Origin of the sequence: Flammeovirga sp. SJP92 (genome assembly GCF_001583495.1) — a bacterium.
Lineage (GTDB): Bacteria > Bacteroidota > Bacteroidia > Cytophagales > Flammeovirgaceae > Flammeovirga.
Map to the genome: position 1 here is coordinate 92,185 of NZ_LQAQ01000061.1, position 15,277 is coordinate 107,461.

The following is a 15,277-nucleotide window of genomic DNA, read 5'->3' on the forward strand; positions in this document are numbered from 1 at the left end:
AAATTACGTAATATTTAAAATGAAATTCGTATCACTATTTTCAGGCAATAATTAAAATCTGATTGGATTTCAATTGTAAAGCCGAATTTAAATAGGCATTATTGTAGTGTGAAATGACCTGCATTCTAAAGTGTATTTATTACCTTTACTTAAAATTTACCGTATAATAGAGTGGGAAAAGAAATTCAAAACATACAAATCACTGATAATCAACAGGAGATACCAGATATCTCTAAGATAGCTGTGATTGGCGGAGGAAGTTGGGCAACTGCATTGGTAAAAATTTTATCTGATGGAGGTATGACAACTTTGCATTGGTGGATCAGAAACCAAGATGATATCAATCACATCAAACAATACCATTCAAACCCTAGATACTTACCCTCAGCTAAAATCTCGAGTGAAAAAGTAAAACCATATAGTAATATTAAGGATGCTATTAGAGGTGCCAATGCAATTTTATTAGCTGTTCCTGCCGCTTTTGTTTTAGATGCTATTAAAGATCTTACTCCAGAAGATTTTAAAGATAAATTTGTAATTTCAGCAATTAAAGGTCTTATTCCTGAAAAACATATTCTAGTCACTGAACACATTGAAAAGAATTTTAATGTGCATCATAAAAAAGTAGCTGTAATTGGAGGTCCTTGTCATGCTGAAGAAGTAGCAATGGAAAAACAGGCTTACTTAACAATAGCTTCAGGCAGTAAGAGATTTGGCACGGCTTTATCTGAAGCAATGAGTAACAGGTACATCAAAACCACCTCAATCAGAGACATTTATGGGGTTGAATATTCTGCAGTGATGAAAAATATAGTAGCTATTTCTTGCGGTATTGCTCACGGGTTGGGTTACGGTGACAACTTCCAAGCTGTTCTCGTTTCCAATGCCATGCAAGAAGTTCAATATTTCCTTAAAGCAGCATATCATATCAAACGTAATTTATTAGGCACAGCCTATTTGGGAGATATGTTGGTGACTTCCTACTCTCAGTTCAGTAGAAATAGAACGTTTGGTAATATGATTGGCCACGGTTATTCAGTTAAGGCCGCTCAGTTGGAGATGCAAATGGTTGCTGAAGGCTATTATGCAGTTAAAAGTATCTTTGAAATTGCTAAACGTCTTGAAATTGAGAATGATTTACCGATAACTAGAGCGGTATATAATATTCTTTATGAAAGAATTTCTCCAATTGTTGAGTTTAGAATTTTAAAAGATCAATTAAACTAATTATATTTATTCAACGTATATAAAAACACATTACTAAAGAAATTTTAATCTCATCTATGAGACAACACTAAATATATAAAAGCCTTTATTTTCCATGTTGAAAGACATGACTTAAGTCGTGCATTTCATTTACTCAAGGAACATAAAGGCTTTTTTTGGCTCTATACTTTTATTAGAGCATGCATAACCCCCACTTTTAGTGTTAATCTATCTCTTTTCATAGCGTGAGTTTAATTTCATTGATTAAAGCATCACTATCTTCCTCAATTATTAATTTTCTCACAAGCTAAAACGGATCATTTTCACTTCAAGTACTTAAGGTTTGAAGCATGTTTCTGATAAACACTCAAACACATATATCATAAATAACAATTTAATTATTACTCACATGCTAACGTCTAGTACAAAACAGATGGAGGAAGTTGATTTTCTTCCAATCAACGGAACCGATCACATCGAATTCTATGTCGGAAATGCAAAACAGGCCGCTTACTTTTATCAGTCTGCCTTCGGCTTTGAACTCATTGCTTACTCAGGTCCTGAAACTGGTGTAAGAGATCGCAGTAGTTACGTCTTACAACAAGGTAAACTCCGTTTTGTATTTACAACTTCACTTTCATCCAACTCAGAAATTTCAGATCATGTACACAAACATGGAGACGGTGTAAAAGTACTTGCACTTTGGGTAGATGATGCAAGAAAATCTTTTGAAGAAACCGTAAAAAGAGGAGCTATTCCTGTGCATACTCCAAGAGTTTTAGCTGATAATGATGGAGAAGTGGTAATGGCCACAATCAAAACTTATGGAGACACAGTTCATACTTTTGTAGAACGCAAAAATTACAAAGGAACCTTTCTTCCTAAATTTGAAGCACGAGAGTCAAATTTCCCTACGAAAACAGTCGGACTCAAATATGTAGACCATTGTGTCGGGAATGTAGATTTAGGAGAAATGGACAAATGGGTCAACTTTTATGAAGATGTAATGGGTTTTAAGCTATTACTCACTTTTGATGACAATGACATCTCAACAGATTACACCGCATTGATGTCCAAAGTAGTTTCAAATGGAAATGGCTATGTCAAATTCCCAATCAATGAACCTGCAGAAGGAAAGAAAAAATCACAGATTGAAGAATACTTGGATTTCTACAACGGAGCCGGCGTGCAACATATCGCAGTTGCTACAGATGACATCTGTTATACGGTCCAAGAATTAAGAAATAGAGGGATTGAGTTCCTTTATGTTCCTGATAATTATTATGATGATCTAAGAGATCGAGTGGGTGATATTGACGAGGAAATTGAACAATTAAAAGCCCTCAATATTCTTGTAGATAGAGATGAGGAAGGCTATTTACTTCAAATTTTCACTAAACCAGTAGAAGATCGCCCTACCCTTTTCTTTGAAATCATCCAACGTAAAGGTGCAAAGTCATTTGGAAAAGGAAACTTTAAAGCACTCTTTGAAGCTATTGAAAGAGAACAGGCCTTGAGAGGAAACCTTTAATTTTAGCTTTTTAAAATAGCAAAATGCCATCACAATTTATTTTGTGATGGCATTTTTTATATTTGAATATCAATAATTTATTGCGTCAACGAGTACTTGAACTGGAAGCCAAATGCTGTAGAAGTTCTTCTAAATGCATTGGAAACTTTTGGATCGTTGATCGTTCTATCAAAATAGCATTGCAGACTTGCTCTATCATTCAACATATAATTAATAGTTGGACGTAAAGCTAAGTTCATATTTCCTGCAGTCACCACATTATCCTCATCAATTCTATATTGCGTAGTTTGGTTATCTCGAATTGAAAAAGCAACTCTAAAAGTAATATCATTTTTCAATACCGTAGTTCTACCTTTTGATCTAAATGGCAGTTTCAAGTTGGCTTTTGTGTAACCAATATCCACTGTAAAATCATTATTCAATTGCTCTGTGACTTGAGCATTGGATAAATTCAAGGCTAACATTCTACCTTTGTTATAATCAAACTTGATTTGTAAATCATTCATTAATTTGATGTTAATACCAATCAAAGGTCCAAAGCGTTCTTCAATATTTACTTGATTCACCACATATACAGGGACAATATTTCCTTCATCATCAGTCCTAGCTGTAGGTTGATCGTTGATACCTTTATCTGGACCAATTTCAGTAGCACCATACAAGAGAGATGAATTATAATTACCTACAGTGTAATTTGACTTATAACTATGTGAAAGGGTAATGGTTTTGAAGATATCTCCTAAACCTTTAATATTCGTCAAACCTGTATATCGAATATCCCAATTGGGAATAGGTATTGAAGTAGGAAATGCTGATAAGCCAACTTTACCTGCATCTTGGCCTGTATAAGCTGCAATAAATGCTGGAATTAAAACGTCTTGGTCATTATTGCCATATTGACCTTGTGTATTTGTTGCATTTAACCTATTCTTAACAACCTCTCTATTAGCAACAAACTGATCAAATATTGCTGACTGATTATTAGCATCTGGAGTACTGAAAGCTGTTGGTAAACTAAAGAAACTCATACCAAATGTACCTGTTCTTTGAGGAGATAATGATTCGTAATTTTGTGTTGTTCCATCAAATCTAAACACCTCTGTATAAGATTGAGTTGTTCGGTGTTCGCTAGATAACTGAATTTTCAAATCTTTAAAAGGTTCTAGATTTGCTCTTACTGTATAATTCTCACTTCGTGTCTGCATGAACTGTTGGTTAAGATATTCACTTGGAGCAAGCCAGCCATTTTTAGCAGCATCAAATCGAATATTTGGATCTTGACTACCCAAAATAAAACCAACACCAGGAGCTCCAAAGTTCTCATCAAATCCCAAATATTTTGCAGTTGGCATATACCCTGGAAGAATTGTTCTGTTCTGTTCATTATAACTAAGATCTATATCTTTGATCATAGTAGCCAAACGAATACCCGCATCAGCAAGCTGTTCACCTCCAGATTTGCGAGGTGTTTCTCTATCTTTCAACTCTTTATTGACAGCCAAGAGTTCTTGTTCATATTTTTTTATTTCCTCATCAATTTTTGCAAGCTTGGTATTTTTCTTTTCTTGCTCTAACTCTTCTTGACTCTCTGATAGTGAAGCAATCTGAGTATTATACTCTTCAATTTTCAATTCTAAAGGAGCAACATCTTTTTCTTTTGCTTTATACTTTTCAATTTTTGTTTTAAGCTTCACAATTTTTCCTTCTATCTTCTCTTTTTCTGCTTTCTTCTTATCACTATCAGCAGTTCTTAACTCCTTTTGCTTTGCTCTTAACTTTTTGAGTTTATCTTTTAACTTGATCTTTTCATAAGCCAATCTTGTATTATCTTTCTTATTCTTAGAGTTAGAATTTCTAGATCTAGACCTGCTTCGAGAACGAGATGAAACCCCATTTTCTAAGTGATTGACATATCCAATTTTTTTATAAATACCATTGAAATCTAACTTAGAACCAAATGAAATCGTTTGTTCATTACCTATTACATTACCTAAAGTATCTGCAATCCCTAAAGTTCCTGCAGTCCAATTGGTATTAGCAGTATACCTTGCATTTGCTCCCACAAAATCGAGAGCTGGTATTTTATTGATTGGAATATTATAAGTACCAGCAATAGTCTGATTAAATTGTTTCATACGACCAAAATTCAGAAGATTACTCATAATTGTATCACGTTTTACATCGCTATCAATTGCACCTTCGGGTTCATCAATCAAAGCCTGAGCATCAGCAGTGTAATCAATTTTTAAACTCTTCGCAAAGTTCCAACCTATATTATATCCCCTATTAAATCTGAAAGACTTTTCATAAGTAGGGAGAATACCTTCAGTGGTAAATTCTTTTGTCCCAGACTTAAGAGTTCTGAACTGTGTATATCGATAATAACGGTCTAAATTCGCTCTTATAGAGTAAGAAGTAGGAATAGGCATAATATTAAAATCAGAAACAATAGCTCCCCATTCTCCCATATCAGCCTCTTTAAATGGTTCCCATGTTTTCAAAGGAGATTGATAGGTATAAGCTGCTCCTAACCTCCACTGTTTACTATCGTTGGCTTCAGTATTTTTATCTCGCATATGAGTATCTGAATAAGACCCACTTAAACTTAGGTTTTCTATATCCCAAGGGTAACTCTTAGCTTCTGGGTTCATCTTTACTTTACTCAAATTAGATATATTGATACTTCTAGATTCTTCAAAATACTGGACTTGATCTGCATAATAACTGCCTGCAGAAGCTGTTTCAAATCCATCTTGAGAAATTGACAATGGTGTATCAGGATCTAATGGATCAAAATATGGGTTCGATCCTTTTCTATCATAGCTCATATATATAGGAATCGTTAGACCTATCCTATTCAAAAAGATCTTTTCTAAATTAATGTTTGTTGAAATACCAAACTCTAGATTACTTTCCCTCTGACGATCACCTATTTTATCTTGAATTCCTCCAAAGCCTACAGTACTATACCTTGTATTGGCCTTTACATTCATAAAATCAGCCAAGGTTGCATCTACAGATGCATTAGCCGCCCAAGCTGAGAATGTACTATATTCAGTTGCTCTTAATTCATTAGCCCATATACATACATTGTAAGGACTCACATTGGACGTTTTAGGATTTCGAACACCAATCATTGCAGTCTGAACAGCGCTCAAATCAGGATTACCAATTACTCTTACTCTATAGTTTCTTATATTGGGTTCAGATAGTACTTTAGGATAAATTTCATCTTTTTCTTTGGGTTGTAATCTGTTTCTTTCCGCTTTCAGAGTGTATAACTCTTCTAGAGAAATATCTATTTCATTTTCTCTAGGCCAAATTGCATTTTGTGTTGTAGAATACCTTGGAGTGATATATAATGGGACTTCAATTTCATAATAGTTTTCTACTAAATCAGTACCTACCCTTAGAAATGCCCTTAAGTCTTCATCTTTTGCATTATCAGATTGAGCATGAAGCTCCATTTTAATCCTCTTATAATTGACAAGATCCAAACTGAAGTTCTTAAAGACAGCAACTCCTTCATCATCTTTCAAATCATCAATACAAACTTGGAGAGATTGTTCATTAATTCTTCTTGTCACCGTTGATGTAGCATCATAGTCTCTTTCAAAACCTGGAGGTAAGACATAAGGAATTTTACCGCTTTCATCTGTTACACCATTTTGTTCGATATTAACGGATGAAATATTCATTTTTGCAGTAGAAAGATCACCTGCTTCATCATCAATATTCAATGTATAAGGTCTCCATTGTGCTCCTACTAATTGGAAATTCAACATTCTAAGTACGACAGGCTGTTCCCAATCTGTCATAAATAAACGGATGAACTTAATTGATTTAAAGTTGTCTATACTACCAAACTTTTCATATTGACTTTCATCACGAATTGGGATTCGTACTTGATACCATGTCACCAATTCTCTTGAATCTGGTGCTTCAGAAGTTACCCTATCCACTACATAAGGACTATTTGAAAGCTGGTTTGGACGCATATCAAACTCATACTCGTAATAAGCATTCAGTTCATTGAGTGTATTATCTCCGTTTAAATCTTCATTGTTAGGGTAATTCGTATTAGATGGAGTGAAAGATGTACCCCCAGAATTTTCTGGTGAGTTACCGTCGGGTCCATTAAAACGTTTATAACGTTCTAAGACTTTAAGGTCTTGTTCGTCTAGATCTCCACCTAAATAATATCTAAAGTCATCACTCGATGGATCGGCAAGAACAGCGTTAATAGCCTCTGGCGATAGAACTCCAGAAACTTTTGTTACAAAGTCTTCAAAAAAATCCGCTTCCTCTTCACTAGTCAAACCATCATAACCAACATCTTGTGCAGCTCTTGGAACTGCTGTATTGAATACGTTATTGACAAATTGTGTGGTAGGCGAGTACCCCCAAACTGATTTGTTAAGAAGATTTTTGTTTGTCGTCATACCATTTTCAAAAAAATGTCTTCCGTCAGGAACTACATCTTCAGAAACGCTACCTAAATCAATATATAGTTTACCACCCGTATTGTTATTTTGACCTTCTACCAACGCATTTTGTCCTTGAATGAAAGGGTCCATCATCCAGAATTCCAAATACTGAACATTCAAGTTATCAAAATCTACATCAGTAGTAATAGCTTTCGTGATCGCACCAAAATTTTTGGTTGGATCTTTAAGTGTCCCATCTATATTAAGATTCGTATTGTAATTGTAAGGACCTTTTTCTGTTGGATAATAGGCCAAATCAAATGTTACTTCATTGGTATTGATCTGATTGGCCTGTCGGTTTTTGAAGACTTCATTATAAGGAATCAAACGGACGTAATGGTTTTGCATATCCTCATCCGAAATATTGGAAGGTCTACTTGTATTGCCTGATGTATAATAAAAAACGTTATCAATATTATACCAAGATAATAATGCTCTTCGATCATTGTATTTCAATGAATCTTCTGGCGTGATAGGTGGATTATCCTCAAAACCTTGATCTTTCAATACCTTAAGTGGAGTACTTCCGTGCGCCCAAGAGGTAGGATTCAAACCTAAATCATAAGGTACTTCAGCTCCTTCAAAGTCATCTATGTAACCTGTTCCATCGGTACCAATCAATGATGGAGTTCCAGGAATTAACTGTGCAAACTCACCTTTAAAAGAGAATGTCGACCTTTCTTTAGTGTCTAAACCAGGAATTCCATCTACTAATTTAGTCAGGAATCTAGATTCAGTTGTATAATCCATAGTCAGCCCCCACATTGTATTCTTAATAGGCTCACTACCTACATTTACACGAGAAATAAGTGGTTTTTCTGAAAGGTGTAATAATGTACCTGAAATGATAAAATCCTCACTAAAGTGATATTCCAAGTCAACACCTGCTAGTGTTTTAGTTTGGAAGTTAAATAAATCTGCTCTTTCGTAGGTGATTCGAATATCTTTACCTGAGCTTAATACTCCTTGGTCTAAAATTGTTACTCGCCCAAATTGATAATCAACAGTATACTGAACTCCTTCTGTCAAGGTCACGCCTCCAGCTGTAATCACAACTGAATTTTCAGCAATGTTAATACCTGGCAATAATATTTCATTTGAAGAACCACCTTTATAACTACCAAGCATGAAATACTTATTTTGTTTAGTATTCAGAATTGCATCTGCTTGCGTTTTATCATAAAGATCGTTGAAGACGTACTTATCTTGAATCGAGGTACCATCTGAACTTAACTTATTCTCTAATGTAGAACCAAATGGCTCCAATACAGGGAAGATAATTCGCCCATTCTGAGGGTCTATGGTCACACCTTCGATAAAGTCAAAGTTACCATCCTTTTGAAGTTCTAAGTTCATATTCAAACGATCTAAACCTGTCACTTCGATTAATGGAACACCTTCAATAGCCCCTTCTTGAATACTTGGGTTATCTATACCTGTTGCATCATCTCTGTAGATAATTCTAAATTGAAAATCCTCTTTTTGTATTCCTGATGTTTGTAAAGAGTAGATATTCTTCATCATTAAATCCCACATTGGAAATACAACTTCTTTTGTTGGATCATTAGGATCAGGTACCTTTGTAATGATAGTAGAGGGGCTTAATAGTTTCATGAACATCACCTCATCTTGTGCCAGGTTTGGTAAATCTTCATTCAATTCACCCACTTTATAAGCTACTCCATTATATGTATATTCAAATGCAACAGCTAAAATTTCATCATTTCTTAGAGGAGATGAAAGTGATATATAGCCTAATTGTTGATTATATTGGAATTCCGTTGGTGAAAGCTCCCTTGCACTTCTTAATATCTCAAATTCGGATCCATTTGGCAACCCAAGTCCTTCTAATTGTCCTTTTATTGCGTCAGATTGACGGTCCAATTTTTTGACAGCTTCATATAGAGTATTGGCATTATTGCCTGCTGCTGGATCAGTATTTGAATTATCAAACCATTTTGAATTAAACGGCTGAGCTTCACCTAAATCGGTAAGACCCACTAAATTTCTTTGGGTTTCAGTATCGTTACTTCTATTGGTCACATATACTTTCATTCTTGTGACAACAACACCTGAAATGACATTTGGAGTTGTTTTTAATGCCTCTTCATATTTACCTCTAAAGAAATGTCCAATAAAAAAATGTCGGTTATTATCATAAGTGTCTGCTCTAAATTCAAACTCTCTATTCTGCCCTCCATTTCTAATTGTAATTGATTCTTGAGATCCTCTTTGAGAAGAGAAAACGCTACTTACATAAAGATTGCCAAAACGTAACTTTGAGTAAACACCAAACAGGTTTTGAGCACCTGTAATCAAAGAGTTTCTTACATTAAAACTTACATTACCTACTTGAATATCTTGTATGATATCATAATCATAAGCAGTATAACTCATGTTATATTGCTGATCAAACTGAAAAGTACTTTTGGTGTCAAAATTGGCTGTCATTTCCATCTTGTCACCAATCTTACCTACCATTCCTAAGCCTACTTGCTGATCAAAATTAAAACCTCCATTTCTCTGCTGTGTAACAGGCACTTGTGGATTATCTACTCTTTGAAAAAGAAACCCAAAATCAAGCATGGCATTACCATTCAATTCGAAATCTAAAGTACTGCCACCAAATAGAAAGTCAGCCATTCTACCTAACTCAATTTCTGGAATCAAACGTCCGCCATCTTTACCCGGCAACGCATCATTCCCATCTTGAGCGACAGAAAGGTTATTATAATAGTTAGCCATCTGCTTTTTAAAGAGGTAATCTTTATAAGCATCATATTCTATATAAGAAGGTGTTCTGTAATCCAGATCTCCATTCAATGTCTCTTTGACATTATACTTTTTACCTGTAGAATCAATACTAATACTCGTCTCAGTATTCGGTTTTGTACTGATTAATGGAGATTTACGCTCTGGAGAGGCAATAGGATCCCCGAACCTATCTTTTTCATAAGGCTTAGAGGGCACATATTTACTTGTGTCCTGTTCTTGACTTATCCCCTGAGGTCCTTCTTGCTGAAAAACCTCGTATGCGGTACTTTTATAAGTTGAAGACGAATAGGCGTTCGTAAAAACGAACATATATAAAAGTACGTTGACAATAGTTGCAACTGTAAAGCGAAACAAATTGAGGTCAGATTATGTTGATAATTTAAATGCACGCGGAGTGCTCAAAAAGTATAAGTTTTATCTATAGGCTGAGGAGATTAATTATTTTTCAAAGCTAGTTTTATTAATTTTTCTACTGACAAGTCAGAACCATTTTTCTTGATTATCAGCTTAATCGATTTCTGTGCTCCAGCTCTTGTAAAACCTAAGGCTACAAGTGCGTCCATAGCTTCATCCACTTTAGCGTTATCTGGCGCTGCAGCAACAGTAGTCTGCGTTAACTCTCCTGAATACTGTAACTTAGATATTTTATCTCTCAACTCAATCACTACTCTTTGTGCTGTTTTGGCTCCAATGCCTTTTACACTTTGAATGGTCTTTGAGTCTTCCTGCATTATAGCAGAACATATTTCAGATGAAGACAGAGAAGACAAAAACGCTAATCCAGTGGAGGGTCCTATACCTGAAACACTTATCAATAATAAAAACAAGCTTCTATCGTTCTCTGTTGCAAATCCATACAACTGCTGAACGTCTTCTTTCACATATAGATAAGTATATAAAGTACATTCTTCTCCTTCATTCAAAAGACTGAATGCATTTAAAGGCCAACGAACTTCATACCCTATTCCCTGTACTTCTAACACAGCGAAAGTGGGAAGTTTTTTCGTTAACTTCCCCCTAATATAATAATACATATTTAAATTCTCTAGTCTATTTCCTTGAATGTCTTTAATTGGGCTTCCATTTCCCTCACAAGCTCTCTTTTATCCATTCCTGGAGCAAAAATAAAGCCTTCAACATAGTATAAATAAGCTCCAGACTTGTCCGTGAAAGTATAACTTACAAACGGGCCACCCATCGTAATATTATTGGTTTTCCAAAGCCCTCTTGTCTCTACTGCTAAACGTCCATCTACTTTTGTATTTTGAGATTCAACAGGCACCAATTTCTCTGTAACAACAAAAGAGTTTTGATTGCTTGGATCTCCATATAAATACTGTTTAGCAAGCTTATCTCTATCCAATACAATTTGCTCAGGATCAAATTGTTTTTGGTCAGTGTAAGGCACTTTTGAAATGAAAATATTTTTATCAAAGCTTTGCTCTGGATGTCTTAACCAAAGGAAATTTTCGTCATTCTGAGCTACTTTATAACCATCTAATAATTTCATAGAGACATTCATGTTTTTTCTTAAAAACTTGTCCGTCACTCTTGAATAAGTTTTGTTGATTGCTTTTTGAAGGTTTTTAGTTTCTAAATCATGGAAAGGTTCAGCAATCATCCTTTGCTTAGCAGGGTCTTTTAATATTTCTCTTAATGTTGCTTCATCTTTAGCAAATAGAAGTTCCACTGTTTGTCCTTGTGCCCAAGCATCATATTTGATGAAATGGAATTTATCCTGCTCCTTTCTTAGTTTCTCAATTACACCTTTCCCAAAAAATGATCTCAATACTGCACTTTCTCTGGTGTTTTGATCAAAAGTGGTAACAATTAATACATTTCTTGCTTGCTTTAAGATACTCGTAAAACCTGAAGGAATCACTTGCGTTACTGTAAATTGTGGCTCAGGCTGAGGTAAAACTCCCCTTGATTTCCCTAATACCATTTTGTATAAATCAGCTCCTACACCATCTTGAGGTTTCCATTGTACTGAATCCATTACTAAAACCATTTCACCAGGCTTTCCTTTTGCCATTGGCAGGTATGACTTCTCTAGATCAGATTTTGCTCCTTCTTTAGAAAGACATGAAAACATTAAAAATGACAGGTTAAATAAAACTAGGAGTCGAAGTATTGTTTTTGACTTGATCATACTCATTTCTTTAAATTCTAAAATGCCGAACAATTGTTTAGGAATTCCAAGCTTCTCTGCTCAGAATAAGTGTAGTATTCTTTATCTCTACAAAAGCCAACATGCCCTCCTTTTTTTGGAGCTTCCAAATATAGGTATTTACTCTCTTTTGCTAGATTAAATGGGTAACTTTCTTTGGTTAAGAAAGGGTCATTTAATGCATTTAGAAGAAGAACTGGCTTCTGGATATTATGTATTTTTCTTTCAGGACTGGCCTGATAATAAAAGTCATCAGTGGATTTAAAACCATGTAAAGGAGCTGTGTAGAAATGATCAAAATCTCTAAGAGAATTGATCTTCCCTTCCTGAATCTGTGTATCATCTAATCCGTCCATTACTTTAGTTTTAGCAACGACTTTTGCACTTAGTTTTTTATAAAATTTTTGATTGTAAAATCGCTTTGATCTTTTTTCTAACTCATCACTACAGGTCTTTAAATCAATAGGTGTGGATACTGCAACTGCACCAATTACTTTACTCAAATTCAAAGAAGGTGTTCCTAATGTATTGAGAGAAATAGCACCACCCATGCTAAAACCTACAAAAGCGATTTCCTTATAATTATGTTTTTCTATTTCAGCTAAAACAACTTCTACATCTTTGATATCTCCATGATGGTAAAATCGAGGAAGTCTGTTGATTTCCCCACTGCAAGACCTACAGTTCCATCCCAAAACATCCCATTGATGCTCAGAGAAAAGTTTAGCGATACCTTTACAATAATGCCTGTCCGTACCACCTTCTAAACCATGCAAGACCACTACCAAGCGTTGATTTCCATTTTTCAACCAATCAAAATCAAAGAAATCCCCATCTTCAAGCTCAATTCTTTCTCGCTTATAAGTGATTCCTTCTATTTTTCTTTGTATAGAAGGGAGAATGGTTTGCAAATGACCATTGAAATGCCAGAAAGGCACTTTGTACTTTTGAGGTTTAACAATTGGCATTTTAATTTACAATAGTCTGTAAACGGATCAGGATATTTTTCTCATCCGTTATTAGTTTATAATAGTCTCGAAAGACACCGCTCTCTGTAAGCTTTATTTGAAGAGGAATCATCAAAACTTCTCCTTGCTGCACCATTCTAGGGTATTGCATTGTTTCAGCTTTTCCTTTTGTATCAAATTGATTGAGTACCAGAGGTTTTTCTCCCAAGTTGGTGACATACAATGGATAGCTTATTGTTTCACCTTTCTTACCTTCTATTTTCAATGCATATTTAGAAAGTAATGGAACTGCATTTTTTTTATATTTCCAGGGAGTGATATACTCTTTATTGACCAATATTCCTTCCGCAGCATGGGCAACAACTCCTTGTAATGAAATGGTATACTGTGAAATCTTCCCATTCGTCAACAATATAATACTTCTATAAAATGGCGACTCTCCTTCTGTAGGTTTAAAGTCAACACTGATTGTAGCAGAGTCCCCGGGAGCAATATTACTTTGAGAAAACGATGCTTTAGAACATCCACAATCCGTATCAATTTTAAGAAGTTGAACTTCTTGCTTACCGATATTTTTAAAAGGAATGACAATATGATAGGTTACTTCATGACTTACTAAACCAAGATCAATATTCTGATTGCTAAACATCAAAACACCTTCATTGGCTACCGCTTGCAATTGAAGTAATAATAATGAGAATGTTGTAAGTGATAGCTTAATAAAAAACTTTTCTTTCAATACCTTTTTTCTTTCGAAGAATTCCACGGATTATTTTGTTTACATCAGCATTGTCGTCATAATGTGTGATCACTTTTTCAAGCTCTTTTGGGGAATAATTTTCATTCATCTTGATATACCCAAAGCCTCTATAGATCCCTTTTGCAATTTGAACAACAGCTCTCTCATCCTCTTCTCTCCCCTTGTCAATCAAGAACATATTCGGAACACCGTAGCTGAACCTCATCGAAGCCTGTAGTGCTCTTTTGTTGTATTCTTCAGGAGTTTCCTCATTTATACACGCACCATTACAGTTTTTCAGATGATACCTAAAACAAGCTTTATCGCTGTGGTCAATGCCAGCCAATTTCTGACAAAGATTGTTTTTATCCACCATCCTGTCCAGAATCTTTTCCGCTTCTTTTCTTGAAAAAGTTGTTGTTACAGGATGATCACCTTCAGACAAAGGAGCAATACTGAAATTGATATACCCATTGTCATCATAAGACTGATAAATACCAAAGAAGGTCTTCGCACGACGCTGTGCTCTGTTAAACCTTGGAAGGTGTTTCTTAATTTCGTCAGATTCTAATAACAATGCAATTAATTCACTTCCTGTAAGCGTAGTTTTCACATCTCTTACCATTTCAGCCATCCTTATGGCTCTAGGTGTGCTCTTATTAGAAAGGTGTTGGAGGATTCTTTTTCTAATATTTTTACTTTTACCGATGTAAATCAACTCTTCTTCTGCGTTGTAGAGATAGTACACTCCTGTTTCATCAGGAAGATTATCTATTTTATCTTTTGAGAGTTGATAATGTTTCTTTGAAGAGTAGACATCATATTCTGTCATTTCTTCAATGACTTCATTGGCTTTTTGTTGCTGTAATAATAGCTGAAATAACTTTGCGGTAGCCTCTGTATCACCAATCGCTCTGTGCCTAGAATTATGAGGTATACCTATTTCATCACACAGTTTCCCTAAACTGTAAGACTTTTTTCCTGGCAATAAAACTCTTGACAACTCCACAGTACAAACAGAGTTTCTTCTATACTTATAGCCTAACGATTTAAACTCATCTTTCACGAAGTTATAATCAAAATCAGCATTGTGAGCTACAAACAAGCAATCTTTAGTGATTTCGACTACTTTTTTGGCTATTTCAAAAAACTTTGGAGCACTCTTCACCATACCATTCTTTATTCCAGTAAGGTTTTGGATAAATGGCGGAATATTCATTTCAGGGTTCACAAACGACTCAAAGCGATCAATCTCAACACCATCTTCTAATACAATGATGGCTATCTCAATAATTCTTCCTCCTTGGGCTACTGACCCTCCTGTTGTCTCAAGATCAATTACAGCATATTTCATAAGCTGACAAAGCTAATAAAAAAAGCACTCTTTTACAGAATGCTTTT

The 15,277-nt window shown here is 35.0% G+C and carries 8 protein-coding genes; 2 read left to right on the forward strand and 6 right to left on the reverse strand.

Annotated elements, in window-relative coordinates; all coding sequences use genetic code 11:
* The first annotated feature begins 171 nt into the window (after positions 1 to 171).
* Positions 172 to 1,227: an NAD(P)H-dependent glycerol-3-phosphate dehydrogenase gene (locus AVL50_RS13125; RefSeq protein WP_253764281.1), complete on the forward strand. Its 1,056-nt coding sequence runs from the start codon at positions 172 to 174 to the stop codon at positions 1,225 to 1,227.
* A gap of 388 nt (positions 1,228 to 1,615) precedes the next feature.
* Positions 1,616 to 2,737 (forward strand): 4-hydroxyphenylpyruvate dioxygenase, encoded by a 1,122-nt coding sequence (gene hppD, locus AVL50_RS13130; protein ID WP_371259033.1) that lies wholly within the window; start codon positions 1,616 to 1,618, stop codon positions 2,735 to 2,737.
* A gap of 77 nt (positions 2,738 to 2,814) precedes the next feature.
* Here hppD and sprA read toward each other — a convergent pair whose 3' ends face one another.
* The 6 genes from sprA to AVL50_RS13160 all read right to left on the reverse strand — a co-directional run bounded on the left by sprA (position 2,815) and on the right by AVL50_RS13160 (position 15,230).
* Positions 2,815 to 10,308 (reverse strand): cell surface protein SprA, encoded by a 7,494-nt coding sequence (gene sprA, locus AVL50_RS13135; protein ID WP_062616959.1) that lies wholly within the window; start codon positions 10,306 to 10,308, stop codon positions 2,815 to 2,817.
* Between the two features lie 125 nt (positions 10,309 to 10,433).
* Positions 10,434 to 11,033 (reverse strand): Holliday junction branch migration protein RuvA, encoded by a 600-nt coding sequence (gene ruvA, locus AVL50_RS13140; RefSeq protein WP_062616960.1) that lies wholly within the window; start codon positions 11,031 to 11,033, stop codon positions 10,434 to 10,436.
* Between the two features lie 11 nt (positions 11,034 to 11,044).
* Complete coding sequence (locus AVL50_RS13145; RefSeq protein ID WP_172826834.1) at positions 11,045 to 12,151, reverse strand: DUF4837 family protein; 1,107 nt, start codon at positions 12,149 to 12,151, stop codon at positions 11,045 to 11,047.
* Positions 12,152 to 12,168: 17 nt separating this feature from the next.
* Positions 12,169 to 13,137 carry a YheT family hydrolase gene (locus AVL50_RS13150; protein WP_062616962.1) on the reverse strand — a complete coding sequence of 323 codons (969 nt, stop codon included), beginning with the start codon at positions 13,135 to 13,137 and terminating at the stop codon, positions 12,169 to 12,171.
* Position 13,138: 1 nt separating this feature from the next.
* Positions 13,139 to 13,903, reverse strand: a complete 765-nt coding sequence (locus AVL50_RS13155; protein WP_062616963.1) for a DUF1573 domain-containing protein — start codon at positions 13,901 to 13,903, stop codon at positions 13,139 to 13,141.
* Positions 13,854 to 15,230: an exonuclease domain-containing protein gene (locus tag AVL50_RS13160; RefSeq protein WP_062616964.1), complete on the reverse strand. Its 1,377-nt coding sequence runs from the start codon at positions 15,228 to 15,230 to the stop codon at positions 13,854 to 13,856. The genes AVL50_RS13155 and AVL50_RS13160 overlap by 50 nt, the downstream gene beginning before the upstream one ends.
* Positions 15,231 to 15,277 lie beyond the last annotated feature (47 nt).

Coding starts and splice junctions, on each gene's coding strand:
- hppD (WP_371259033.1), top strand. CDS start 1,616: ATGCTAACGTCTAGTACAAAACAGATGGAGGAAGTTGATTTTCTTCCA.
- sprA (WP_062616959.1), bottom strand. CDS start 10,308: ATGTTCGTTTTTACGAACGCCTATTCGTCTTCAACTTATAAAAGTACC.
- ruvA (WP_062616960.1), bottom strand. CDS start 11,033: ATGTATTATTATATTAGGGGGAAGTTAACGAAAAAACTTCCCACTTTC.
- AVL50_RS13145 (WP_172826834.1), bottom strand. CDS start 12,151: ATGATCAAGTCAAAAACAATACTTCGACTCCTAGTTTTATTTAACCTG.
- AVL50_RS13150 (WP_062616962.1), bottom strand. CDS start 13,137: ATGCCAATTGTTAAACCTCAAAAGTACAAAGTGCCTTTCTGGCATTTC.
- AVL50_RS13160 (WP_062616964.1), bottom strand. CDS start 15,230: ATGAAATATGCTGTAATTGATCTTGAGACAACAGGAGGGTCAGTAGCC.